This is a genomic window from Paenibacillus xylanilyticus (assembly GCF_009664365.1).
Lineage (GTDB): Bacteria > Bacillota > Bacilli > Paenibacillales > Paenibacillaceae > Paenibacillus > Paenibacillus xylanilyticus_A.
On record NZ_CP044310.1, the window covers coordinates 6,067,994 to 6,093,824 of the forward strand.

The following is a 25,831-nucleotide window of genomic DNA, read 5'->3' on the forward strand; positions in this document are numbered from 1 at the left end:
GACTTTACATCGAAACAAATGATCGAGGGCGCCGAAAATGTTGCTAATTCGCGCAAATGGAGGTACATGAACAACCACAATATCGGAGTATCCATTTCCCTGCTGTATCCAATCATGAAAACTCTTGTTCACAAAGGGTTTGAACTCGAAGCGTTTTTCAAATATGCCGATTTCGATTCGGCCGTCCTGGAACATGCCGATGCCCGAATTCCGGTCGACGAACTGGAACGAATAATGCAGCAAGCTTCTGCCTATTCCAACGATTTGTATTTTGGCCTCAATCAGGGTCTGCTGCTCGACTTCGCAGATCTGGGTCTTCCCGGTTACGTGATGATGCACTCCCAGACCATTGGTGATGCCCTCGCCGCATATCAGCGGTATAACATCATTCTGTACAGCGGCTTCAATCTCGATTGGGAGATTCAGGGACAGGATGTGGTCCTTCGTCTGTTTTTGCAATCGCCGCAGCAGATGTCCCGCCATTGCGTGGAAGACATGGCCATATCCGTTCTGTATCTGATCCGTAAGCTCGCGAATCGTCCGGTGGCGGTAAAAGAGGTTCGTTTTAGCCATGAGGCTCCAGATGATACGGGCGACCTCCGCCCATACATTGACATGTTCGGCGTAGCTCCCCAATTCGGGGAACCACATAATCTGCTGCGTCTGCACAAAGACATTCTCCGTCAGCCTGTGCTCTATTCGGATGCCAAAATGCTGCAGGTATTTGAAACGATGGCCGAGAAAAGCAAGGATCTGCTGCAGCCTTCTCATACGTTCTCTGGCAAGGTCAGCCGCTGGCTGATCGACAGCCTTCCTGCCTCCTTCCCCACATTACAACACACCGCAGAACATTTAGGCGTGAGCATTCGCACACTTCAAAGCAGGTTGCGTGAAGAAGGTACGACGTACCATGAAATCTCCGTTCAGGTACGGAGGGAGCTTGCCCAGAAATATTTGCAGGAAGGACAGTACTCTGTCGGTGAAATTGCCTATGCCCTACATTTTTCAGAGCAAAGTGCATTTCAGAATGCGTTCAAAAAATGGACTGGACAGACACCGGGACAATATCGGGCGGGTCTGACCTGAATCCCGAATAGGCCGCCTGTGCAGGAAGTACACGGGTTAAGCCCTGAGATGAAAGTCACCATGTGGTTCCTACCTAGACTTAAGTCTAGGTTCTTTTTAACGCCAAAGACCGAGGATGGATAATTCCAATTCATGGTATGCTGTGTGTAACGAGAAAAAAGACTTCATATCTGATCGGAACGACTCTTAATGAAACGATGAAAAGGAGAGATATCATGGCTAAACGTACGATCCTGGCGCCTGTACTGATTTTGCTGGGCGTGTATCTGATTCTGAACCAGGGAGGTTCACTCGGTCCGGGTACGATCTTCGCCAACTTCTGGCCAACCCTGTTCGTCATTCCGCTCGGCCTGTTCTTCCACTGGCTGTACTTCTCCATGATTGGCAGAGGGGTGGGCTTGCTTGTACCGGGCGGTATTTTGCTGACTGCCGGCGTAGTTAGCCAGATCGCCATGCTCTTTGGTAACTGGGGCACGATGTGGCCTGGCTTTATCCTCGCGGTTGCTGTAGGTTTGTTCGAATTGTACTGGTTTGGCGGACGAAACAAGTGGCTGCTCATTCCCATCAACATCCTGATGGTGATCTCGCTGCTCTTCTTCACGGTGATGTCCATCGGTTCGATGCTCAGCAGCATGTCCTTCATTCAGCCGTTCGTGGCGATTGTGCTGATTATGGGCGGGGCGTGGTTAATCGTGGGCCGCAAAAGAAACATGTAGGGGTATAAGCTGAAGGGCTGGGATTACACTAGGCCACTCCGATGACAGAACAACTTCCAATCGCTGTTATTCCCGGATTTCCTTGATTCCCCCTTTGACAGGGAGAAATCCGCGAAATAGCTTATGCTTCCGAAGTAGCTTTCTTTCAGAAAGCTTTTAGGCGCACGCTTCGCTTCTCCAGTTTGTTCTGTCCTCTCCGTTCCGTGTAATCCGAAAGTTCATCTTATAAACCAATAGCAAGTACATTTTGCTCTAAAGGTAAGGGTAAGAGAAAACCCCGATCATCCTGGAATGGATGATCGGGGTTTTGACTTTATAAAGCACATTCAAGTATGCAGCTCATGACGGCATCTGTTATGCCGATCAGTGTTACTTGCTGTGCATTTTAAACTCAAGGAACAGGTCGTTATAATGCGAAAGCATTTTTTTACCCAGATTATCGTACACTTCCAGCTTGCTTGTCAGTGAATCATCCGGATAGAACCGCTCATCACTGGAGATGTCCTCTGGCAGAAGCTTAAGCGCCTCGGCGTTCGGTGTGGAATATCCGACATATTCGGCATTACGTGCGGCATGATCAGGGTCCAGCATAAAGTTGATAAACTGGTGTGCTCCTTCAATATTGCTTGCCGTCTTCGGAATGACCATGTTATCGAACCAGAGGTTCGATCCTTCCTCAGGCACCACGTAATCGAGCTTGTCGTTCTCATCCATAATCTCCGAAGCATCTCCGGACCAGACAAGACCCACCGCCGCTTCCTCATTGGCCAGCAGCATTTTGATCTCATCACCGACGATGGCTCTGACGTTAGGCGTCAGGGTAGACAGTTTCGCAAGCGCCTCCTGCAGATGGTCTTCATTGGTGTCATTCAGGGAATAATGCAGACTGTTCAGTCCCATCCCGATGACTTCACGGGCACCATCCAGCAGCAGGATCTGGTTTTTCAGACGAGGGTCCCACAGGTCATCCCAGCTATCAAACGTCAATCCGTCCACCAGCTCAGGATTATAGACAATCCCCACCGTTCCCCAGAAGTACGGAATCGAATACTGATTGCCTTCGTCAAAGGACAAGTTCAGGAAATCAGGATCAATATTGTTCAGATTGGTTAATTTGCTGTGATCAAGTGGAACGAGCAGGTTCTCTTCTTTCATTTTGCTAATCGCATATTCAGAAGGAATCGCTACATCAAAGGTCGTTCCGCCCTGCTCAATCTTGGTGAGCATCGCTTCATTGGAGTCAAACGTCTGGTAGATGACCTTGATGCCTGTCTCCTCTTCAAACTCCGTCAGCAGATCCGGGTCGATATAATCGCCCCAGTTGTAGATGGTCAGCGTGTTGCCGCCCGAGTATCCCTGACTCTTATTGAGATAGGAGGCCAGGATCATCAGGGCAAAGGCTGCCACAAATACAATTGCAAATGTCCGTACCAGTTGCTTCATGGACGCAGCCCCCTTCCGGCAGGTGTCCGTGCAGCCCGGCGGTTAATGAAGTAGTAGCCAATAACCAGCAGCACGGTCAACAGGAAGAGCAGTGTCGACAGCGCATTAATGGACAACGACACACCCTGTCTCGCCCGGGAATAGATCTCTACGGATAGCGTCGAGTACCCGTTCCCCGTTACAAAGAAGGTAACCGCGAAGTCATCCAGGGAGTACGTCAGTGCCATGAAGAATCCGGCAAAAATACCCGGTTTAACATATGGCAGTACTACACGTGTGAGAATCTGCCATGAGCCTGCGCCCAGATCGCGTGCCGCATCCATCAGTGTTGGGCTCATCTCCTGCAGTTTGGGCAGCACCATGATGACAACAATCGGCACGCTGAACGCGATATGGGACAGCAGGACCGATGTGAAGCCCAGCTTGATTCCGATCATGGTGAACAAAATCAGGAAGGATGCACCGATGATGACATCCGGGCTTACGATCAATACGTTGTTGAGAGATAGCAGCGTATTCTTGGTCCGTTTACGCCGCACATGATAGATCGCGAGGGCTCCGGCCACGCCAAGAATCGTCGAGATGGCCGATGACAGCAGCGCGATAATAAAGGTATTCAGTACAATGATCAGCAGCCGGGTATCGGCAAATACTTCCCTGTACCATTCCAGTGTGAACCCTTCAAAGTTACGCATGTGACCGCCGCTGTTGAAGGAATAGAAGATCAGGTACGCAATCGGTGCGTACAGGATCGCAAAGACGACAGCCAGATAAACGTTAGACAGCTTTCCGTTTCTTCCCATTACGCACCTCCTTCTTCCCTGATCCGGTCAGAAACATAATGATCGCCATCGCAATAATCAAAAAGACGGCAATCGTCGACCCCATTCCCCAGTCCTGTGTGACGAGGAAATGCTGTTCAATGGCTGTTCCCAGCGTAATAACCCGGTTACCCGCAATAAGGCGGGTGATCATGAACAGGGACAACGCAGGGATAAATACAGCCTGACATCCCGATTTGACTCCAGTGAGTGTCAGCGGGAAGATGACCCGGCGAAACGTCAGCCAGGATGAAGCCCCGAGATCCCGCGCCGCGTAGATCAGCGAAGGATTCATCTCTTCCAGCGCGTTGAAGATCGGCAGAATCATGAACGGGATGAAGATGTACACCGATACGAAGATAAAGCTGAAATCGGTGAACAGAATCTGCTGTGAACCGATGCCAATCACTTCAAGCAAGGAGTTGGTCAGGCCATAGGTTCCGAACAGGCCGATGAAGGCATAGGCTTTTAACAACAGATTAATCCAGCTAGGCAAAATGATAAGCAGCAGCCAGAGCTGCTTGTGCTTCGTCCGGGTCAGCAAGTATGCCGTCGGATAGGAAACCAAGAGGGCAAACACCGTGATTAGCAGTGCATACCAGAATGAACTCAGTGTCATCTGCATATATACGGGCGTGAAGAAGCGGGCATAATTGCCAAACGTGAAATTTCCCTCTACATCAAAGAACGAATAATAGACAACCAGCAGTACCGGAGCGACAACGAACAGCACCATCCATAATACATATGGAATCAGATACGCATTGCGTGTACTCGCCTTACTCTGCATGGACGGCCTCTTGATAGGCTTCGAGTCGTTTGTCGAATTCCTCTTCGGTCTCGTTGAAGCGCATGACGTGAATGGCTTCCGGATCGAAATACAGACCAATGCGTTCGCCCACGACTGCTTTCTTCGTGGAATGCACCAGCCATTCGTTGCCGGCATCGTCATAGCTGGAAATCTCGTAATGCACCCCGCGGAACAGCTGGGAATCCACATTGACCTTCAGCTTGCCCTGATCCTCGGTCGTAATCTCCAGATCTTCCGGCCGGATCACGATCTCTACCGGCTCGTTCGGCTGCAATCCCTGGTCGACACATTCATACTGTGCACCAGCGAATTCCACCACGAAGTCCTGCTTCATCTTGCCGGATACGATGTTCGATTCACCGATAAAGTCCGCCACAAAGCGGTTAATTGGTTCATCGTAGATGTCATTCGGCGTACCGCTCTGCTGAATTACGCCGCCGTTCAGAACGAAAATCTCATCCGACATGGCCAGCGCTTCCTCCTGGTCATGCGTAACGAAAATAAACGTAATGCCCAGACGCTGCTGCAGCTCACGCAGCTCGTACTGCATTTCGGTCCGGAGCTTCAGATCGAGTGCGGACAAGGGCTCGTCCAGCAGCAGAATCTCAGGCTCGTTGACAATTGCACGAGCAATGGCGACCCGCTGACGTTGTCCACCGGACATTTCGCCAATCTCGCGGTTTTCATAACCGGACAGGTTGACGAATTTGAGGGCTTCCAACACTTTGCTGCGTATTTCAGCCGTTTTCATCTTTTTGATCCGCAAACCGAAAGCCACGTTCTCAAATACATTCAAATGTGGAAATAACGCATAATCCTGAAATACGGTATTCACCTGGCGCTGATGGGCAGGAACACGATTGATCAATGCTCCGTTAAAATAAATACTGCCCTGAGTCGGCTCCGCAAAGCCGGCGATCAGCCGCAATATCGTTGTTTTGCCGCAGCCCGAAGGGCCAAGCAGCGTATAAAATTTACCCCGCTCAATCTCGAAGCTGACTTCCTTCAATACGGCTTCATCCTGATCGTATTGCTGGGTCACCCGGTCGAACCGGATAATTGGTTGTTGATCTGACATGTTTCATCTCGCCCCCTTAAACTTGAGGTACAACTTCCCCTGTACATCTTCTATAAACACATCGTTATTACAAATCCCATCTATTATATATGATTCAGCTATATCCGCAATGGTTTTGATGTAAACGCAGTATGTCTTTTCTTCTTATTCTCACAGATCCTGCATACATTACGTTTATATGTCGATATCTACGCATTCTATAAGGCGATTGGAGGTTTTTTGAGCTTACCTGAGTCTGTAGGAAAGGAGTCTAAACGTGGACATTCGCCGTAATCTGCCTTTGCTGATGATCATTTGTTTTCTTAGTCAGATGGGCGGTTTCATGATCCTCCCCCTGTTTCCTTTATTTATTGAGGAATTCGGCCTGTCCGGCTGGATGATGGGGGTTATTTTTGCACTCTTTTATGTTGGAAAAGTCATTGGAGGGGTTCCGGCTGCAGCACTCTACCGCAAACTGGGCGGTCAACGGGCCTTAATCGTCATGCTGTTCATTCTCGCGGTCTGTATGGGCGGCTTCGCCGTCTCTTCTGCTGCACTTCTGTTTGGTTTGCTGCGGCTGCTGCAGGGACTCGCTTCCACCGGACTCACCGTCATTGTCCGATCCATCATCGGGGATGGGGGCAATGCGGATAACCGCGGTCTGTACAATGGATATATCAGCAGTAGTGAAGGTGGAGGCATGGTGCTTGGGCCGGTAATCAGCGGCTGGCTTGCCCTGCACTGGCCGTTATCGGCTCCATTTCTGCTCGTTACGCTATGCTGTCTGATAGCCATGGGAACGGCTATGGGGATCAAGAGTAGGCCAGAATCTAAACAAAAGTTTACAGCGGAAGAGCGCGAGCGAATGCCAAATCTGGACTCTGGGGCAAACCCAGACATTCCGATAAACCATGCCTATGCAGGATCTCGGGCAAGGTTGACCCTACGACAGCAGTTAATCGGCTACGGTACGGTACATTTCCTCGAAATGAGTGCCTATGCGGTATTTCTGACGTACTTCGCTCTCTATGCAGCCCACATGATGCATTGGGACCCATTTGCGACCAGCTTGGCTTTTACCGTGGCCGGAATCTCCACGCTGGCTGCTGCACCCGTAGCCGGTTATCTATCCGATCGTATGGGTGATCGACTGCTGCTCTGCATGCTCGGCATGTTAATGATCGGCATTGAAGTGGTTGTTTTTCTAAGCACCTCTTCTTATGCATGGGTTTATGTTGGCATGCTGATTGGCGGGGTTGGCGGTGCCTGTTACATGGATTCCTTTTTCGCTCATATCGGGGACCACATCCCTGATGCAGGCAGAAGCGAGGTCATTGGCAAAATCGTCTCTGCGGCGGAGATCGGCTCCATCATATCTCCTCTGATTGCGGCGCTGCTTGTAGAGTACGTTTCGCTCTACGCCGTGTTTGTGTTCAATCTGGTCCTGATCGCTGCTGCTATTGCCGTTCAGGCCGTGATGCGGAGCAGGTACAGAGCGAAACAGGGGTAACGTACAAAACCGCTCACATGAGTGGGCGGTCTTGATCCTTTTATTTTTTTCCTATTAAAGAGGCGATATGTTGAGCATTTTCTTGAATTTTTCTTTTTAAGTATGGGTCTGTCTTGTCGGGTAATTCTGTTGGTTTGTAAAACTTCGCTTCTAAAACTTCTACGCCATCGGGCTTAGGCTCCCCTTCAAATTCCGTACAAACGTATCCAATGACCACATTATGATATTCATGCCCGTTCCTTAATTTCGTATATAATTCTTTACCGGAAAAGACGCCGAATAGCTCCAGATTCTTTATTTTTATCCCAAGCTCTTCTTGAACCTCTCTCATCGCTGCCTCTTCTACCGACTCTCCCAACTCCATAAATCCACCGGGCACTCCCCAGGTATCATCATTATGCCGAATTAACAGAATTTCACCAGTCTTATTCAAAATGAGAATACTCGGTCTTACCAAAATTACAGGAGCATTGCCAATCATACCCCGCAGCGTTTCAATGTATCCCATCGATGATCCCCTCCTATGTGAATTCATGACTCATTATAGGAGAGTTTTAAATAACCATATAGAGAAAAATCCCCCTTTATTTTTTCCTATTTTGCAGACCTTGAGCTGATGAAAAAGAAAAAATAACCCGCTCGCACCTAGTGTGCAAACGGGCATCTCAGGGATGAATCTCCAGCCTGCGGCTGATGGGGATTGGCATCCTTATGCTGTTGTTCAATATTCTCTGGTTCAGCACCAGCTGATTCTCCATCTAGTATATACGCTGATTCCTGACGGAAAAAGTTCGGCTTCACGATCTCATTGCGATAGGAGCTGTGGAAGATATGGGTCGTTGCCGGAGAAACAGGCGGAATAAGCCAAACCCAGTCTCCAGTCAGCTCACGCCCTGCCTTTGCCTCCCTCTGCTCAAACAAAGCAAATTGCGACGCCGCCGTATGGTGATCCACTATGCTGACGCCTGCTTTCTTGAAAGAATACAGTACGGCTACATTCAATTCAACGAGTGCGCGATCCTTCCATAGCGTCGTTTCGCTGGATGTGTTCAGTCCGAGTGCTGCTGCCACTGCAGGCAGTTTATTGTAGCGGAAGGTGTCCGCCAGATTACGTGCACCAATTTCGGTCTCCATATACCAGCCGTTAAACGGCGCAGCCGGATAAGAAATGCCTCCAATCTCAAGCCGCATATCCGCAATCATCGGTACACCGTACCAGCGCATGCCGAGTTCCGCAATTTCAGATCGGTCGGGGTGTTCAATGTTCACTTCTACAATATCCTCATGGGGTATAACATACCACTCGGGAGCCTGCCCTTGCGCCTGAATAATGAGCGGTAATACATCGTAATCTCCCCCTGCCCCTTGCCAGCCAAGTGACATGGCCGCCTTGGTCAGTTCCAGGGATGCAGGATCTCCAATGATACCTTGTTCCGTCTCGTATCCAGCATAACGGATAAGCTGGTGGTTCCAGATCCGTACAGGAGCTCCGCTTGGCCCAGTCGGCGGAAGAATCGTAATCATCGGGATAACCTTACCGCCATTGGATGCCACACGGATATGATTCATCACGGCCTCCGCAGCAGTTCCGGCTGTGTCTGCATGACGAGCATCCACAATTCGCAGCTTGTCCCAGAACAATCGTCCGATACAGCGGTTGCTGTTCCTCCATGCCATTTTGCAGCCGTGCTCCAGTTCTTCGGTCGTATGCACATAAGTGCCCGTATCTTCAATCTCCTGATGAACAGCAATAAGCCGGGCCTCCGCGTCTTCTCGCGAATGGCCCAGCTCTTCATAACATGTATATATAAACCGTTCAGCTTCTCCCTGCAATTGATCCAGGTCTGTCCGCATCATTCATTCCACCAATCTGTACATCTCGAATGCCACTATTATACGGCAAGCACACCGGATTTGTAAGCGAACGGGGACTTTGTTCACGGACTCTACATATCGTTGTCAGGATGCGGGTTATCTTCGCTTATTTGCCCAGAAATGCGTTTAACATCCAGATTTCTTTGTCCAATGCCGCTGTGAATCCAATCAGCATATCTTCAGTAGCGTTATCCTCTGCTTCTCCTGCTGCATGGATGCCTTGCTTAATCACTTCTACCATGGTGCGCAGATCAGCAACCACCGACTCTACCATACGCTCAGCAGACAACTGTCCCTGTGCCTCATCAACTGGGGACAAACGAAGCTGTTCGGACATCGTAGCTACCGGACGTCCACCAATAGCAAGCAGGCGTTCTGCGACTTCATCCATGTTCGCTGTAGCCAGGTTATACAGCTCTTCGAATTTGGCGTGAAGTGTGAAGAAATGTGGTCCTTGGACATACCAGTGGAAATGGTGCAGTTTCGTATACAATACAGACCAGCCTGCAATCTGGCGGTTCAGGACTTCTTGCAATGCTGCAGTGTGGTTAGTAAAAGTGTTTGTTGTTTGAATTGTGCTCATGGATATTTTCCCCTCTCATATACAAAATAATGTGATTTTAATTCAAGGAATTCTGATTATTTGCTGCTTTATTTAATTTAGACTTAATCTAAATCTTGTTTTAATTATAACACCGCCTATCTACTTTGTGAAGGCTTTAGCCTGCTCTTCCAAATGAAGATTCCATGAAGCTGCACTCCATCTTCTCATAGAAGCGAGATGTTGCTGCTTGTCAGATTACACAAAGCATTTATACCTCGGATTCACTTGATGTGCAGCGATTATCCTCACATTTTCCACAATCCAAAAAGCCCTGTTACCTACCTTAGTAAGGCAAACAGGGCTGCAAAACACATATCACTCTTTATTGTAGAACCAACTCGGATGTAAGAATTCGAGTTATTTCATTATAATCTCGTGCCACGTGATGAGGCTGATGGTTCGATTCTGGCAGTGCATTCCGATGGTTGAACCAGATGACATTCCATCCGGCGTTTACCGCACCTACTACGTCATTACGCCATGAGTCCCCGACATAATAACTGAAGCGTGCATCCGTGCCTGTCTGTTTATTTACATGTTCAAACAATTGCCGATCCGGCTTGGCATACCCGAGGGTTCCCGAGATGAAGATTCGCTCCTCCGGGACGAGGTCAAACACATTCAGTGCTTCGAGCTTGCGTCTCTGATGTTCCCCCTCACCATTCGTAATAAGTCCTACAAGGTGTCCGTCTGCCATAAGGCTCCTTATCAGATCATAAGCACCATCAAATGGCTGAATCTGAAACTGTCTGCTCAGATACTGTGCTTGCAGTGTTTCAGCCTGTCCTTCAATTAAGGGTACCCCGAACTCCTTCATCGTGAGTTCAAATCTGCGTCTACGCATCCGTTCCACGGCTTCGGCTTCCGGAACGGCAGAGAGACCCTCCTGATCAGACAACCAGTCGCTGTAGTAGCGGAATCGGTGATAAACCTCGGCATATGGAAAATCATCGTCTAGACCAAGAACCTTCTGCAGTGCTCCTCTGAGCGGCTGCAAGTGGTCATACAATGTATCATCCACATCAAAAAATATCGCTTTCTGAGTTTGGTCTTTGGATAAAATAATGGTCCTCCTTCTCTATCTTCAATGAGGTGAGTTATATTTCACTCATAAAATTAATAAAAGATTAGAATATTATGGGAACAAACTTTAATAAATGATACAATAACTTTTTAACAAATCGGCAAGGAGGCAGCCATACTGCATGACATTCTCTACATACCCGAAGGAAAAGAAACAACAAAATATCTATAGCTTAGTCCTAAATCTCATTCTTTTCGTGGTTGCTGCATTGATACTAGTCTACGCCTATTATACTTACGATGCCAAACCCTCTTCCAGCTATCTGTTAATCGTAATCCCCATGACGGGGTGTGCAATAAGGTCAGTGTACCACGCAGTAATGCTCCTAAAAATGAAGAAGCGTAAAAATGAACATTGAAGGTGGAAAAGAAAGATTAATATTTATCTCGCCTTAAACCAACAGCAAAAAAGGTAGATATACTGCACTCTTTCTACAGCATACCTACCTATTCATGTTCTTTGAATTAACGATTCACTCTACAACCAACGGTACAACCTTGCCTGCATTCACATCAATCAAACCGTGATCTGTAATTTTCAGCGCAGGGCTCACTGCAAGTGAATGGGTGCTGATCGACATGATCGGGTTATAGTGAACATAACCAAGAGAGAGCATCGCTGCCCGCAATTCCTTCACTTGATGAGACACAACCGCAAGCGGTTCTTCTGTCAAAATTCCGCCTACAGGCAGTTCCAGATGAGACAGCACTTTGCCATCCTCTACCACACAGAACCCACCCTGGCTCGAAATTACCGTGTTAGCCGCCAGAATCATATCTTCACGATTGCGACCCACGACCAGAAGGTTGTGGTTATCATGTGAATATGTCGTTGCGATGGCTCCCCGTTTAATCGTATCTCCACCGATCAAGCCATGTGCCCGATTGCCGTTCACACCATATCGTTCAAAGGTAGCAATCTGTCCGTATCCACTATCTTCCCACTGAAGTTCGCCACTCGCTGCCTGAACCTCTGCGATGTGTTCTTCCACGAAGGTCGAGCCGTCTTTCACCATCATTACACGGCAGTTGAATGAATCTTGTTCCGCCTGATTAGCAGCATCCCTGACTTTGGGATCGCTCAATGAAATGGTGAAGTCCTCTGCTGTCAGCTTGTCCAATTGTACACTGTTATAGAAATGGGGCGGGAACTGCCCCGTCATCCGTTCCTGCTTAAACGGTTCGTAGTCGTCATAAGCTTTCCGGCCATTTTTGTACACTTGATCAATCGCCAATGTTTCCAGATTGGATACCAGAACGTAATCGGCCACCTTGCCTGGGGCGATGCTGCCTCGATCCGTCATTTTCATTCGGGATGCCGGAGTAGACGTTGCTGCGTAAATGGCATCTTCCGGACGCATGCCCATCTGAATGGCCTTACGCACAATATGATCCAGATGACCTCGTTCCACGAGGGAGTCCGGCATAACGTCATCCGTCACGAAGCAGAAATGCTGAGCTACATCATGCTGAATCAGGTAATCCATAACCTCAGGGGTCATCGATTTCTCCTGGATCTCAATGAACATGCCTGCTGAAATCCGCGCCTGCAGTCCTTCTATGCTCTGATGGGTATGATCCGAGTCCACACCTGCATAGATCAGTCGGTGCAGATCCAGCCCAAGCAATTTCGGTGTATGACCTTCGATCACGAGATCCGGGTAATTTTGGCGAATGTGCTGGAGAATCTGGTTGGTCTTGCATTCCGGGTCACGGATGACATCCACGTAGTTCATGATTTCACCCAGACAGATGATCTCTCCGGTTGCAAGAAGTACATCCATATCTTCAATCTCAATAGATCCGCCCGTCGTTTCCATCGGCGTTGCCGGAACGGAGCTCGGGATGGCATAGAACATGTTGACCATGGTCTCACGACTCGCAGCCATCATCTCCTGCACACCTTCCAGTCCGAACACATTCGCCATCTCATGCGGTTCCGCTACAATGGACGTTACTCCGCAGCGAATCAGGCCATGGGAAAAGGTAGCCGGCGTCACCATGGTACTCTCAATGTGCAGGTGAATATCGATCAGGCCAGGAATCATATATCTTCCCCGCGCATCGATCACTTCGTCTGCCTGAATCAGCTCAGGACCGCCGGATCCGACATACATGAATCTGCCGTCAAGTACGGCGACGTTATTCAATTCAAACCGTTTATAATAACTGTTATACACATTTACATTCACAATCAGTTGATCTGCACGCATGGGGCATAATCTCCTTCTATTGAGCATGCTGCATATCCAATCATGCAGCATGCTGCCTTTGCTGCTTCTGTTTCTGCTTCCTGCTGCTATTCACGAATATGGCTGCTATTCAACGAGGACAAGCTTGTCCTGCGGGAAAATCAGGCTGACACGCTGCCCGCTGAGGTACGGTGTCTCCATCTCCTGGTTTGCCGTAAAATCGCCGAGTTCGGTCTCAATCACATATTGATAGCTGCGTCCAAGATACGTACTCACCTTCACGATACCTGGCAACGCGTTGGCCAGATCCGCTGACGTATCCCCACTGACGATCAGATCATCTGGACGAATTGCGCCTTTGCGAGCGCCGGGGCGTGCCGTTCCAGGATGGGCTGTCGCTGTAAACAGACGACCTCCTGCTTTCAACGAGATCTGATCTCCTGCATCACTGCGTTCAGCAAACTCAATAAAGTTATGGAATCCAATAAATTGGGCTACAAATTCGGTTGCCGGATATTTGAAAATGGTCTCCGGGCGATCAAGCTGCTCGACAACGCCCTTGTTCATGATGGCTACCTGATCCGAGATCGAGAAGCATTCTTCCTGGTCATGGGATACATACAGCGTTGTAATACCAAGCTCCTGTTGAATCCGGCGAATCTCCACCCGCATGTTCAGTCGCAGGTTGGCATCCAGGTTGCTGAGCGGTTCATCAAACAGCAGCAAATCCGGTTCGATTACGAGTGCACGTGCGATCGCCACCCGCTGCCGCTGTCCACCGGACAGTTCCTGCGGAAAACGCTTCTCGAAGCCGTTCAGGTTCACCACTTCCAGAATGCGCATAACGCGTGCAGAGATATCTTTATCTTTTACCTTGCGCATCCGCAGGCCGAAGGCCACGTTGTCATAGACAGACAGATGCGGGAATAGCGCATAACTCTGAAATACAAATCCGAAGTTCCGCTTGTTTACCGGAACCTTCGTATAGTCCTTGCCGCCGAACATAAACTTGCCCTGCGATGCTTCCAGGAATCCGGCGATGAGGCGCAGCGTAGTTGTTTTGCCGCAACCGCTCGGTCCGAGCAGGGAGAGCAGCTTACCTTTTTCCAGCTCCAATTGAAAATCCTTCAGGATCGTCTGGTTATCGTAAGCCACCGATACGCGATCCAATGTCAGCAATGCCATAGCGTTCTGCGCCTCCAATTAACGTTTAGTAAAGTATGAAAATCCGCCCATGATCCGTTCGATCACGAACATTAAAAGTCCAGTCAGTACCATCAACAGCACGGAAATGGCTGCAATTGTTGGGTCAAAATAGTTCTCCACATACGTCAGCATCTGAATCGGCAGTGTACTTACCCCCGGCCCCGTCATGAACACGGAGATATCCACGTTGTTGAACGACTCCAGGAAGGCAATCAGCACGGCCGCCAGAATCCCCGAACGAATGTTGGGCAGAACGATCTGGAAGAACGTTCTTACCCGCCCTGCGCCGAGACTCAGTGCAGCTTCTTCCACGGCAAAGTCAAAGCTCGAAAGACTTGAAGCAATGACGCGAATGATAAATGGAAGCATGATGATCGTGTGACCGATCAGCAGGCCCAGATACATCGGCAGATGATAAATGACGATCAAATATTTCATCAATGTAAAACCAAGCACGATTCCCGGAATGAGTACCGGGGACAGGAACAGTGCGTTCAGCACAGACTTGCCTTTGAAATCGTAACGACTGAGTGCATAGGCAGCCGGTACTCCGAGCAGCAGCGCCAGCAGATTTCCCAGCAGGGAAATGATGATGGACGTCTGGAACGTGCGGAGGAACCCGCCTGTGTTAAAAATATTTTCATACCAGCGGAAGGAGAAGCCTTCCGGCGGAAATTTCAGTACCGTTCCCGGTTCAAACGAAGTGACCGATATGATCAGAAGCGGGCCCAGCAGAAAGATAAAGACCAGCAGACTGAACAGGCCCAGCCCGATATGTTTCTCCCGCATATGTGTCTACCCCTTCGGATTTAAAGTTTTGGCCATTTTGTTCATGACACCGACCACGACAAACGTGATGACAATCATAATTGCGGCAACGACCGAGGCCAGATACCAGTCGTTAAGGGTCATGGCGTTTTGATACAGGAACGTGGCAATCACACGCTGCTTGCCTCCAAGAAGTGCAGGTGTCGTATACGCCGTGAGGCTTCCGACAAATACAAGCACGGCTCCGATGACAAGCCCTGGCACAGCCAGCGGGAATACAACTCGGCGGAATGCCGTGATACGTGAAGCTCCCAGACTTTGTGCCGCTTTGAGCAGGTCATTATCGATGTTCTCAAGCACACCGACCAGAGAGATAATCATGAGCGGCAGGAACAGGTGAGTCAGACCGATCATCATGGCTGCCGGCGTGTACAGAATATCCAGCGGTTTATCCACGATGCCCAGGCCAACCAGTGCATTATTGATCAAACCTTTGCGTCCAAGAATGATCATCCAGCTGAACGAGCGTACCACCGGGCTTGTCAGCAATGGGAAAATGGCCAGTGCCAGCAGGATACCTTTGCGGCGCGGCGCTTTTTGCGAAATATAATAAGCTGTCGGGAATCCGAGCACCACACAGACAAGGGTGGTGACCACGCTGACCTGCAGCGTCGTAAGCAATATTTTCAAAAAGTAAGGGTCTCTGAAAAAGTGCATGTATCCTTCAAATGTGAAGGAGTTTTCCTGGAAAAACGTTGATCCGATCGTCAGGACAATCGGAATGATCATAAATGCCGCCAAAAACACGAACCCCGGCAGCAATAGCCAGTAGATTACTGATTTCTTCATCGCGGTACTCCTGACTTATAAAATGGTTTGTTTCGAAAGTTTAGATCATTTCAAAAACAAGTACTTACTATCTCTGCTTGGCAACCGTTCCGGTCCGAATCGTTCTTTCGATCGCTGTTATCCCCAGATTTCTTTGATCCTTTAGTAAAGGTTGAAATCCGGGGATAAAGGCGAACACTGCGTTTCTTCAGAATCGATTTCGTCCCTCCACTACAAGCGAATCATATTAAGAACTAATTTTAAGACTGAGCCTAACTTTACTCACTGAATGGAGTAGAACTACGCATTTAATGCGTTAATAAAAAGTTCAAGGAACGCTTCCGCGTCCACCGTTTCGCAGACAAGCGTGTTAGGCTGCTGGCCCAAACGGTTTTGAAAGTCGCATACCATCTGGCCATCGCACAGGCGGCTGGCCGTTTCGACATCCACATAATACGATTTGCGCCCTACCAGTTCGGGTGCAAGGGCAACGCCCACTGCCAGCGGATCATGCAGAGCGCAAGCCCGAATACCGTTCATTTGTTCGTAACGGTTGATGTAGATCTCTGTGCTCTGAGCCACGTACGCGCGCAGCGCAGGATCTGTGAGACGTTCAATTGTAGCTTCATTCAGCAGCGTTTGACGCGTGACATCCAGGCCAACCTGCGTAAGCTTCTCAATGCCTGCATGCAGAACAATGCGTGCAGCTTCCGGATCAGCGTACGTATTGTACTCTGCCGTCGGCGTAATATTGCCATGTCCGCGAACAACGCCACCCATGAAGATCACTTCCTTCAATAAAGAAGGCAGTTCTGGACACTTCAGCAAGGCAAGTGCCAGGTTGGTTAGTGGCGCAGTCATAATCAGCGTGAGTTCACCCGGATACAGCTTGGCTTGCTCAATAATATAGTCCGGCGCAAAACCCTCTTCCGCTTGCTTGGACACGGCCGGATCAGGCAGTGCTCCGCCCAATCCATCCTGTCCATGTACCCGATGTTCATAATGTGATTGGCGGGTGAGCGGACTGGCCGCTCCAGCCATCACAGGAATATCAGTCGCATCCGCCAGTTCAAGAATCTTGCATGTATTATCCGTTGCCTGCTGGAGCGATACGTTTCCGCAAACTGTGGTAATGCCGAGAATGTCCAGCTTCCGGCTCTTGACGGCCAGCAAAATGGCCAGCGCATCATCAATACCCGTATCTACATCCAGGATGATACGTTGTAACGCCTCACTCATACGTTCTCCACTCCTTACCATTGATCGTGCTTGCTGCAAAGGTTATTCATTTCGATAAGTCGCTATCTGTCGTTCTTATCTAGCTCTACCCAATGTTTCTTATTGTGCAATTTCACGGTTCCAACGATCAGTCCAAGCTTTCGCTTGTTGGTTCACGAATTCCATATCCAGCTTGTTCAGCTTCTCAACCACGTCAGCGCCATATGTCACGCCTTCTGCTTCTTCTGCAGTCAATTCAACTTTGGTGTTTACCGGTGAATCCACTTTGGCTTTGGCAGACTTCGCTTGTACATCCTGACTTAGCTGCCAGTTAATGAACTCTTCAGCGAGCTCTTTGTTTTTGCTGCCTTTCACCACGTTGATTGTATTCATAACTGCATATGCGCCTTCGCTAGGTGCAACAAACTTCGCATTAGGCACAGCTGCTTTCAGATCCTTGAAATACATTTCCATGATCGGTCCGCCTGCAATCTCTTCTTGCGAGAACATGTTCACGAACTCGGACGTTTGGCTGTAGAATTTAACCACATTGCCGCTCAATTCTTTCAGTTTCGTAAATGCCGCATCTTCATTAAATGTATCGTTTCCGGCTACGCGAGAAGCTGCATCCACGACCATTGGGCCTGCTGTTGCCGTAATATTCGGGATCGTCAGGTTATTCTCAAATGCCGGATCCCACAGATCGCTCCATGAAGTCACTTCTTTGGAGACGAGGTCAGGATTGTAGGCAATCCCGAGCTGGCCAACGGTGTATGCTGGGCCATAATCTTCGCCAAGTGGTGCTTTGGCAATATCGTAAATATCATTAACATTCGGAATTTTGGAACGATCGATTTTCTCAAACAGACCTTCATCAATACCTTGTTGTGCATAGTAGTCGGAGAGGTAAATGACATCCACATTCGATGTACCTTGACGGATTTTGTTCAGACGCTCAGCGTTGTTACCGACTTCAAGCACGATGTCCACATTATGTTCTTTTTCGAATGGACCAAATACTTCTTCATTGAAGAAATCTTCAGAGAAGCCCCAAGTGGAGATCACCAGTTTGTTCGCTGCTGTTCCCTCACTGCCAGATCCACCTGCCGCATCATCCGTGCTGCTGCCGCAACCTGCAAGTAATACCGATGTCATTGCCACTGCTGCCAGACCGCTAACCCACTTTTTCATCATGATCTTGAATTCCTCCTGAAATGTGTGATGTGTTATAAAAAAACAAAAAGAAAAGCATTCTTGTAAGAACAAGAACACTTTTCTTCGTAAACAAAGGAAAGCGACACCCGCTGCCGGTACATCATTGGTTTCTGCTTCAGAATCAATCCGAAGACAAGACGCCATCATATGAAATTGTTGGGACGATATAATCGAAACGCGCGCATGACCCGAATCGAACCAGTCGATTCACGTTATGCCTGTTCCAGAATGATATTCGTGATGGCCCACTGTGTGGACGCATCGTAATCCCTTAATACAGCTTCAATTGGCAAACCCATGTGCTGCTCGAGCTTCTCCCGGAATTTCTTCTTATATAAGACAGACATGCGGAAGTCCACTTCCAGCTTCAAGCCGGGGGCCTCCCCTTCCAGGGCGTCAGAGCGTGGCGAACGTCGGTGCTTGGCAAAGAAGGTCACAATATTCTGATCCACGGTCACTCTCAGGAGAGTGGTTCCGAAGCCGAATAGTTCCTTCGAAATTTCGTTGTAGTACTGGCACATCTTTTTCTTACTTTCATTACTGTCCAGCAGTTCCATGAATTCACCTTCATCATTTACTACCGTACATTCGACGTGTTAACACGTTTGATTATACATAAATATGAGGTAGGAGGCAACCCAAAAGATATACTTAACATGCAAATAACACATAAAAGCGAACGATGACCAAAAAAACACCGAAATTCATATGCCAATTCCACTGTAAACGAAAACCTTCTACCTGATCACTTCCTATAATATTGTTGCTTGGAAAATCATTTTTGATACACCGTTTGTTTCATTTGGGAAATTACGGTTATTAATTACGTTGTAAACATAGACAAACTTCGGCACCAAACGTTAAAATGAGACAAAATGTCTATATTACTTAATATATGAAATTGGAGGCCCATCTTATGAAATGCCCGGTATGTAATCATGAAAATGGAAATGCGCATTACTGCGAGAGGTGTGGTACAGATCTGACTCAGTCCCCATCTTCTTCTACCACTCCCCGTGACCACGAATCAGCTGCTGCAGCAGAATCCGAATATACACGTTGGTCCAGTACGCAAGCAGCACCTTCTCAATCCGTTCCATCCCGTACACCTTCTGCTCCAACACCTCATGACCAGACGTATGACAATTCCGGCCCGAATAACCACGCGTCTGCAGGTGACACCAATCAGTGGAACAATGTCATGCAAAATGAGAAGGTGCAGCAAGCCAAAGAAGTCAGCAAACAGTACATATCCTATTTTGTTAGCGTCCTAGCCCGTCCTTACCAAACGATGAAAACCGTCGGTGATCAACATGCGCTGAATGGATTAATTACGATGGCTCTCATTGCAATCCTGTCCTCTACTTACTTTTTACTTACCTTCAGCCGGTTAGATATGGGTGGTTTATTCGTAGCTGGATTCATCCGCCCGCTGCTGTTTACCGCGATCATCCTGCTTGTGGCTGTAGTACTGATCTACGCTGTACTGAAAATCGAGAAAATCACGTTTCGTCCGAAAACGCTGGTAGCACAGTATGGTGCCCTACTTGTTCCGTCTGTTGCAGCACTTGTGCTCGCGAACTTGTTTATCTTTATTTCATATCCGATCGCGATCTTCCTGCTGGTTGTTTCGTATGTCATTGTTTTTGCAGGCATGAATGCGGTGCTGTTCCAACATCCGCTCAATCGTACGAAGTCAGCCATCGACAGCATGTATACTGTCCTTATTGCCAACGTTGTTTTGCTTTACATTTTGTACCGTTTGCTCGCAGGATCCATTCTTGGAATTCTGGGCATGATGCTGTCACCATTCGGTCGTCTATAGTCCGATTTTCATTTCAAAATTCCATCTACGAAGAGACTCCTCTGGTTCTAATCAGAAGAGTCTTTTTTCGTTTCCCGATCCAGGATTGCACTGGCATCTTCGATACACTATAATGTGTAGTGCAAACCTTATGTTTGAATTTACGTACCGGGAACTTCACAGTTTCCTTGAAGAAGGGTTCTCGGCGCAGTTAAACACTACATGATGTAGTGATATTAAAGGCAATTTCCATTTTAGAAAAGAAAGAAGAGGATCAATCGATGAATCACGATATGAATCACATGCAAATGAACCACGAGGCAGGAACATCCTATCTGTGGCTCATTGTAGGGGCAGTCCTGCTGCTGCTCTCCATCGCAGCTTATATTCTAGCTTCGCGTACACAGGGCAAAGTACTAAGTCATATGAAGAAGGATGAACGAGCCACCATCAAAAAGAAAAGCCGCTCCATCCGGCTGGCTGCACACGCATTGCTCGGTGTTTCCGTCATCATCCTTATTCTGTTCTTCACACAAGGTGCATTCGACAAATATGACGTGGCTGATCTTAACGCTAATGCCAACATTGAAGTAACAGATGATCCTTACTATGGTGCAGAACATACGGAAGACCCTATTGATTACGACATGACCATTCCCACTTCAGGGCCTCATAACCCACATGACATCAAGTTTGGCTTCTACACCGATTTTCCGGGATATCCTTATCTTGTTCACAATCTGGAGCATGGCGATATCATCATCTATTATCGTGAGAACGCCAGCGAAGACCTGAAGGAGCATCTGAAATATCTGACCAAGTTCCGTGAGGCGGGCGCCGGCATACTGGCTGTACCAAACAAGGATATTCCAGAAGGCAGTGAAGTCGTCGTAACGGCCTGGACCAAAACGATGAAGCTGGACACCTTCGACGATGCCAAAGTCGGTACATTTATTAACCGGTACATTAACCAGGGACCAGAGAAAATTCCTCCTTCCGTTCGCCAAGGTGGCGGAACGATGTAATTGTTGATGCTCCATTACCCGTCGAATCCTGGATTCACGTAGAACGCTTTGACACACAGCTATGTTTGTGTGACTGAAAATAACAAAAAGCCGCACCGGCAGCACCCGGGAGAAATCCCGGGCGCTCTGCCTGCGGCTTTTTGTGATCTTACGAATATAAGACAACGCTTTGGTTGTCTGGATTAGTAGCGCTGCGGAGCAGCCTTTTTACCCAGATCGGTCATATAAGTAAAGAATGCATCCGGATCGGTATCGTACACCAGCTGCACAGGACGTCCGTCCGCTTGCTCTACCGTACGGCCCTGGCTAGGACCATCTGGAATTACGATGCAATTCACAGTTTTCTTTTTCACGATATCTTCGCGACCCACGGAAGCTGTTGTCAGCACGTCCCACAGATAATATGTGGAGTTGGTTTCACTGTACACCAGTGGAGGGCATCCTGCGTAACAGTTTCCAAGGAAGTCCACGCCTTCGTAGCGGCGCTCTGCTGCCCAGCGATTACGCACAGCAGGTGTAAGAGGGACTTTGTTTGTGCTCTCCAGTGCAACCAGGTCGATCTGGATGCCGCTTTCCCATACACGGTAAGCCGCTTCCGGATCCCAGAATACGTTCCATTCGGCTGTGCCATCATGCTCAGGCTCTTCCACGTTTCCTTTTTCGAACGTACCGCCCATCCACACCAGCTTGTCGATTTTCTCTTCAATATCTGGTGCTTCGTCAAGTGCACGTGCGAGGTCCGTGAGTGGGCCCGTGAACAAAAGAAGTGTTTTGCCTTCTGTGTTACGAACCTTCTCAATCAGGTGCTGGTGAGCCGGAACAGCTGACAAAGGCGCTTCCATTTTGCCAGATTCATTAAGTATAGGCAGTGCATCTACATAGAAGGAGTGCAATCTCCACGCTGCAGGAAATGGATTTTTACCTCTGGAGTTGGATTTCGATACTTCGACGGAATACGTTCCGAAGCGATCAATAATTTTACGGCTGGCATCCGTCGCTGGCTCCAAATATCCGTCTGCCGGAATAACTGATACACCTGTAACTTTTACATTATCCATCTGCAGAAGCATGAACAGCGATACGAGGTCATCCACGCCGCCGTCATGGTTAAAATAAACATTAAGTTGGTTCGTCATTACTTACTTTCATCCTTCCCCTGGTTGTCCCATTGATGTACTTTCATCCGTCAGCCCCTGGACCAACGTTCCCTCTATTATGTCCCAAAACCCTGTTATACGTAAACCATCGCCTCAGAGTTGCCATAAAAAAACGGGCAGTGCTGTTGTTCACACTGCCCGCATCTTCCAGATCCATGCACTGCTCATCAAGCAGTAACATGAACCGAGCTGCCTGAATTCCGACTTCAAATTACATAGAGGAGGACGTTTGCTTCTCTCTTGCTTCCTCGGCAACAGGCTTGTATTTACCTGGCCAGAATGCCCATTTGCCCAACAAGGCTGTAATGGCAGGCACCATGAATGGACGGACAAGGAATGTATCGAGCAGCACGCCCGCTGCCGTAATAATTCCGAACTGCACCAGTACCTGAATAGGCAGTGTTGCCAGTACGGCAAACGTTCCTGCGAGAATCAGACCTGCGGAAGTAATAACAGAACCTGTCTCGCCTACCCCTTCCTTGATCGCTTGGCGTAAAGGCATCGTTTTGCGTTTCTGCCAGATACTTGAGATCATGAAGATGTTATAGTCCTCACCGAGCGCGACCAGGAATACGAATGAATACAGCGGAATCGCACCCTGAATGGCATCTGCACCCAAGCCATAATGGATGATAAGCCATCCGAGACCAAGGGCCGAGAAATAGGAGAGAACCACTGTGGCGATCAGATATGCAGTCGCTACCACAGAGCGCTGGTATAACAAAAGCAGCAATGTAATCATGCCGATGACCACAGGGATAATGATGCTCGCATCCCGCTCTCCGGTTACTTCGATGTCATACTGCTCTGCAGTTTGGCCATCAATCCAGACATGACTGTCCACACTGGTAATTCCTGCGTCAGTTAATGCCTGCTCAGCCGTCGCCCGCAAGTCCGGAATATGCTGCATGGCCTCCATGGAGTACGGATTCAGGTTAAACTCGACATCATAGGCGGTAATGTTGGCATTCTCAGCACCCTGCTGAGCTTCACCCACCTTGCTTACATAATCCAAAGCTTCAAGACGCTGCTTCAGATCGGTTTCCTTGCCCTCTGAATCTATAATGACCTTGGCTGGGGCCAATTCGCCTTGCGAAAACTGTTCCCCAATGACCGTAAATCCTTCACGTGAAGGTACGTCTTCCGGGAAGGAAGACAGCAGGTCATACGTAAATTTGATTTGGCTGGAGAAGGCAGCCAGACCACCGAGCAGTACCAGCGTAATGGCCAGTACAGTCCATGGTTTGGTGATGACTGTGCGACCAATCCAGCTTTCCTTGATTTTGCGCGGAGCCGGAGCCGGTTTGCCTTTTTTCTTGGCACGCTCCACTTCCATTTCGTGCGTACGTGGTACGAACGGGTAGAATGATCCCCGCCCGAAGATGGCAAGCAGTGCCGGAACCAGCGTCAAGCTGGCAATAAACATGATGAAAATGGACAAACTGAATGGAACAGCAAAACGGTGATATGCACCGTACTCAGCCAGCAGCAGCACGAGCAGGGCTGCAACAACTGTGAATCCACTCATGGCGATCGCACCGGATGATCCGGTGATGGCCTGGAACAACGCCTTCTTTTTATCCGGTTCATGATAGAGAATCTGGCGGAATCTGGAGATCATGAACAGGCAGTAGTCCGTACCTGCTCCGAACAATAATACGGTCATGATGGAGATCGACTGGGCATCCACTGTAATCCAGCCCTGATCGGCCATAAATCCAAGTATTGGACTCGTGACCATGTAGGCGAAACCAACCGCAATAATGGGGATGATCGCCAGTACCGGTGAGCGGTAGATCAGCAGCAGAAGCACCAGGACGAGAATCACCGTTGCAATCAACAGGGATACGTCGGCCGATGAGAATAACCCGCTCGCATCAATGGATATTCCTACAGGTCCGGTGACTCGTGCACTTAGTGCATTGGCATCGTCTATAGCGACATCAAACGGATTGGAACCAAAAATGTCCTCCGTTTTCTGCTCAACCGCCTCAATGCCTTCCTTCAATTGTTCAGAGTCTGCGCCTTCATTGAAGAAAAGCGGCATAACCAGCGTACTTCCGTCTTCCGACAGCTGGCCTTGAATGGCTTGTGGCGGCAGTTGGTAGAACGGCACAACTGCTTGCTGCTGCTCTACCGGATCCTGATCCAGCCGCTCGGTCAGCGCCTGAATCTGTTCGATCTGCTGGTCCGTCAGCCCGCCGGCCTGATGCCATACAATTAATGCAGGGAGGCCTTCCCCACCTGGAAACTCCTTTTGAGCAATGGCAGCTGCCTGTACGGACGGCTTGGAATCACTCAGGTCCTGTGCGTTATTCGTCTCGCGCTCGCCTACGGCTGGCCATACTACGCCGAGTACAACCGCAATAATAATCCATACGAACAGTGTAATCCATTTGGTCCGTTTACCCGCAACCCAGCGGCCGTAGCCCGATCCTTCTTGCATCGTTTCTTCATCTCCTGTTCTGTTTCTATGAAACCGTTTTGTATATGAATTGTAGAAATGAACCACGGGTCATAGTATAATCGAGTTAATTATATATACCGTAAGGTTAATTTTGCAATACTAATTTTTTGAACACTTTATGCCAAGATAATTTTTATGTAAAGAGGTATGCCGCATGACTAAAAAGACTACACCTTCCCGGTCACCCGGAAGACCCAAAGCAGGTACCGATCAGACATCAGTCCAGTCGAAGATACTCATGACTGCTTCGCAGTTATTTATGGAATATGGTTATGAACCCGTCTCTCTTCAGCAGATTGCCACACTATGCCATGTGACCAAGGCGTCCATCTATTATCACTTTTCCAGCAAACCGGAACTCTTCACTGTTGCCATAACGCGTATGATGGCCATGGGCCAGCAGCAGACGGCACTTCGTTTGGAAGAACCCGGCTCATTGCAGCAGCGGCTGGAGAGTGTTGCTGCAGCCAAAATGCAGCAGTCCCATGTGGACACGGAAACCATGATGCGTGAAGCCGAGACCTATCTCAATGCTGACCAGCTTGCGCAGATCCGTGAAGCCGAGACGCAGATCTTCAATGTTCTCGCCACACATTTCAAACGGGAGATGGACAGCGGTTATTTGCGCTCTGCGAGCCCTATGCTGCTCGCCCAAGCATTCACCTCCCTGCTCATGCTCGCGAACCGGGAGGATGTGCGCAGCATGCATGCAAGCATTGAGGACTTGGCTCATGAGCTGGTTTCCTTATTCCTGGACGGAGCTGTTCAGCGAAAGTAACGTTTACTTTATTGAGATATACTCATGTCAGAATGCAATCGTTTATACAGTGGCATTGATATGGATAGACCATTGCCCAAGCGTTATGACTTTCTAGGAGGTATCACGAATGTCCCAACCAACATCATCCCCACGTGTTCCCCGTCAACCACCAATATCATGATGCC

23 protein-coding genes are annotated in these 25,831 nt (G+C 48.7%); 6 read left to right on the plus strand and 17 right to left on the minus strand.

Going from position 1 to position 25,831, the window contains the following annotated elements; translation table 11 throughout:
* Positions 1 to 66: 66 nt before the first annotated feature.
* Complete coding sequence (locus tag F4V51_RS27080) at positions 67 to 1,086, plus strand: AraC family transcriptional regulator (protein ID WP_153980273.1); 1,020 nt, start codon at positions 67 to 69, stop codon at positions 1,084 to 1,086.
* 215 nt (positions 1,087 to 1,301) lie between these two features.
* Positions 1,302 to 1,802: a hypothetical protein gene (locus tag F4V51_RS27085; protein ID WP_153980274.1), complete on the plus strand. Its 501-nt coding sequence runs from the start codon at positions 1,302 to 1,304 to the stop codon at positions 1,800 to 1,802.
* A 369-nt stretch (positions 1,803 to 2,171) separates the two neighbouring features.
* Here the strand turns inward: F4V51_RS27085 and F4V51_RS27090 are convergent, their stop codons facing one another.
* Genes F4V51_RS27090 through F4V51_RS27105 form a run of 4 tightly spaced genes read right to left on the minus strand, consistent with a single transcriptional unit; the run spans position 2,172 to position 5,955 of the window.
* The gene (locus F4V51_RS27090; protein WP_153980275.1) at positions 2,172 to 3,245 is read right to left on the minus strand and encodes an ABC transporter substrate-binding protein; all 1,074 of its coding nucleotides are present in this window, start codon (positions 3,243 to 3,245) and stop codon (positions 2,172 to 2,174) included.
* Positions 3,242 to 4,048: an ABC transporter permease gene (locus tag F4V51_RS27095; protein ID WP_095360086.1), complete on the minus strand. Its 807-nt coding sequence runs from the start codon at positions 4,046 to 4,048 to the stop codon at positions 3,242 to 3,244. Before F4V51_RS27095 ends, F4V51_RS27090 begins: the two co-directional genes overlap by 4 nt.
* The gene (locus F4V51_RS27100) at positions 4,023 to 4,856 is read right to left on the minus strand and encodes an ABC transporter permease (RefSeq protein WP_095360087.1); all 834 of its coding nucleotides are present in this window, start codon (positions 4,854 to 4,856) and stop codon (positions 4,023 to 4,025) included. The genes F4V51_RS27095 and F4V51_RS27100 overlap by 26 nt, the downstream gene beginning before the upstream one ends.
* The gene (locus F4V51_RS27105) at positions 4,846 to 5,955 is read right to left on the minus strand and encodes an ABC transporter ATP-binding protein (RefSeq protein WP_127537357.1); all 1,110 of its coding nucleotides are present in this window, start codon (positions 5,953 to 5,955) and stop codon (positions 4,846 to 4,848) included. Before F4V51_RS27105 ends, F4V51_RS27100 begins: the two co-directional genes overlap by 11 nt.
* Positions 5,956 to 6,211: 256 nt before the next feature.
* On the opposite strand from F4V51_RS27105, the gene F4V51_RS27110 reads away from it, so the two are divergent.
* Positions 6,212 to 7,444: an MFS transporter gene (locus F4V51_RS27110; RefSeq protein ID WP_153980276.1), complete on the plus strand. Its 1,233-nt coding sequence runs from the start codon at positions 6,212 to 6,214 to the stop codon at positions 7,442 to 7,444.
* A 40-nt stretch (positions 7,445 to 7,484) separates the two neighbouring features.
* Here F4V51_RS27110 and F4V51_RS27115 read toward each other — a convergent pair whose 3' ends face one another.
* From F4V51_RS27115 to F4V51_RS27165, 11 genes are all read right to left on the minus strand, one after another.
* A complete protein-coding gene (locus F4V51_RS27115) occupies positions 7,485 to 7,952 on the minus strand; it encodes an NUDIX hydrolase (protein ID WP_153980277.1) in 468 nt (155 codons plus the stop codon).
* 137 nt (positions 7,953 to 8,089) lie between these two features.
* Positions 8,090 to 9,298, minus strand: coding sequence for a nitric oxide synthase oxygenase (locus F4V51_RS27120; RefSeq protein ID WP_153980882.1), 1,209 nt, complete (start codon positions 9,296 to 9,298; stop codon positions 8,090 to 8,092).
* Between the two features lie 127 nt (positions 9,299 to 9,425).
* Positions 9,426 to 9,902: a Dps family protein gene (locus F4V51_RS27125; RefSeq protein ID WP_153980278.1), complete on the minus strand. Its 477-nt coding sequence runs from the start codon at positions 9,900 to 9,902 to the stop codon at positions 9,426 to 9,428.
* A gap of 343 nt (positions 9,903 to 10,245) precedes the next feature.
* Complete coding sequence (locus F4V51_RS27130; RefSeq protein ID WP_153980279.1) at positions 10,246 to 10,989, minus strand: HAD family hydrolase; 744 nt, start codon at positions 10,987 to 10,989, stop codon at positions 10,246 to 10,248.
* 490 nt (positions 10,990 to 11,479) lie between these two features.
* Positions 11,480 to 13,219, minus strand: a complete 1,740-nt coding sequence (locus F4V51_RS27135) for an adenine deaminase (protein ID WP_153980280.1) — start codon at positions 13,217 to 13,219, stop codon at positions 11,480 to 11,482.
* A 105-nt stretch (positions 13,220 to 13,324) separates the two neighbouring features.
* On the minus strand, positions 13,325 to 14,383 hold the full coding sequence (locus F4V51_RS27140; protein ID WP_153980281.1) for an ABC transporter ATP-binding protein: 1,059 nt from the start codon (positions 14,381 to 14,383) through the stop codon (positions 13,325 to 13,327).
* An 18-nt stretch (positions 14,384 to 14,401) separates the two neighbouring features.
* Positions 14,402 to 15,193, minus strand: coding sequence for an ABC transporter permease (locus tag F4V51_RS27145; RefSeq protein WP_095360095.1), 792 nt, complete (start codon positions 15,191 to 15,193; stop codon positions 14,402 to 14,404).
* A 6-nt stretch (positions 15,194 to 15,199) separates the two neighbouring features.
* Entirely contained in the window at positions 15,200 to 16,021 is an 822-nt protein-coding gene (locus tag F4V51_RS27150) for an ABC transporter permease (RefSeq protein ID WP_095290986.1), read from the minus strand.
* 279 nt (positions 16,022 to 16,300) lie between these two features.
* Positions 16,301 to 17,239: a nucleoside hydrolase gene (locus F4V51_RS27155; RefSeq protein WP_153980282.1), complete on the minus strand. Its 939-nt coding sequence runs from the start codon at positions 17,237 to 17,239 to the stop codon at positions 16,301 to 16,303.
* 99 nt (positions 17,240 to 17,338) lie between these two features.
* Positions 17,339 to 18,409: an ABC transporter substrate-binding protein gene (locus F4V51_RS27160; RefSeq protein ID WP_153980883.1), complete on the minus strand. Its 1,071-nt coding sequence runs from the start codon at positions 18,407 to 18,409 to the stop codon at positions 17,339 to 17,341.
* Between the two features lie 236 nt (positions 18,410 to 18,645).
* Complete coding sequence (locus F4V51_RS27165) at positions 18,646 to 18,990, minus strand: Na-translocating system protein MpsC family protein (RefSeq protein WP_095290982.1); 345 nt, start codon at positions 18,988 to 18,990, stop codon at positions 18,646 to 18,648.
* Positions 18,991 to 19,349: 359 nt separating this feature from the next.
* Here F4V51_RS27165 and F4V51_RS27170 point away from each other — a divergent pair, with 359 nt between their 5' ends.
* Together F4V51_RS27170 and F4V51_RS27175 are read left to right on the plus strand one after the other, a co-directional pair.
* Positions 19,350 to 20,258, plus strand: a complete 909-nt coding sequence (locus tag F4V51_RS27170) for a hypothetical protein (RefSeq protein WP_153980283.1) — start codon at positions 19,350 to 19,352, stop codon at positions 20,256 to 20,258.
* A gap of 260 nt (positions 20,259 to 20,518) precedes the next feature.
* Positions 20,519 to 21,262 (plus strand): DUF3105 domain-containing protein, encoded by a 744-nt coding sequence (locus tag F4V51_RS27175; RefSeq protein ID WP_153980284.1) that lies wholly within the window; start codon positions 20,519 to 20,521, stop codon positions 21,260 to 21,262.
* 182 nt (positions 21,263 to 21,444) lie between these two features.
* Here the strand turns inward: F4V51_RS27175 and F4V51_RS27180 are convergent, their stop codons facing one another.
* Together F4V51_RS27180 and F4V51_RS27185 are read right to left on the minus strand one after the other, a co-directional pair.
* Positions 21,445 to 22,398: a nucleoside hydrolase gene (locus tag F4V51_RS27180; protein WP_153980285.1), complete on the minus strand. Its 954-nt coding sequence runs from the start codon at positions 22,396 to 22,398 to the stop codon at positions 21,445 to 21,447.
* A 232-nt stretch (positions 22,399 to 22,630) separates the two neighbouring features.
* Entirely contained in the window at positions 22,631 to 24,865 is a 2,235-nt protein-coding gene (locus F4V51_RS27185) for an MMPL family transporter (protein ID WP_153980286.1), read from the minus strand.
* A gap of 175 nt (positions 24,866 to 25,040) precedes the next feature.
* On the opposite strand from F4V51_RS27185, the gene F4V51_RS27190 reads away from it, so the two are divergent.
* Positions 25,041 to 25,664, plus strand: coding sequence for a TetR/AcrR family transcriptional regulator (locus F4V51_RS27190; protein ID WP_153980287.1), 624 nt, complete (start codon positions 25,041 to 25,043; stop codon positions 25,662 to 25,664).
* The last annotated feature ends 167 nt before the right edge of the window (positions 25,665 to 25,831 follow it).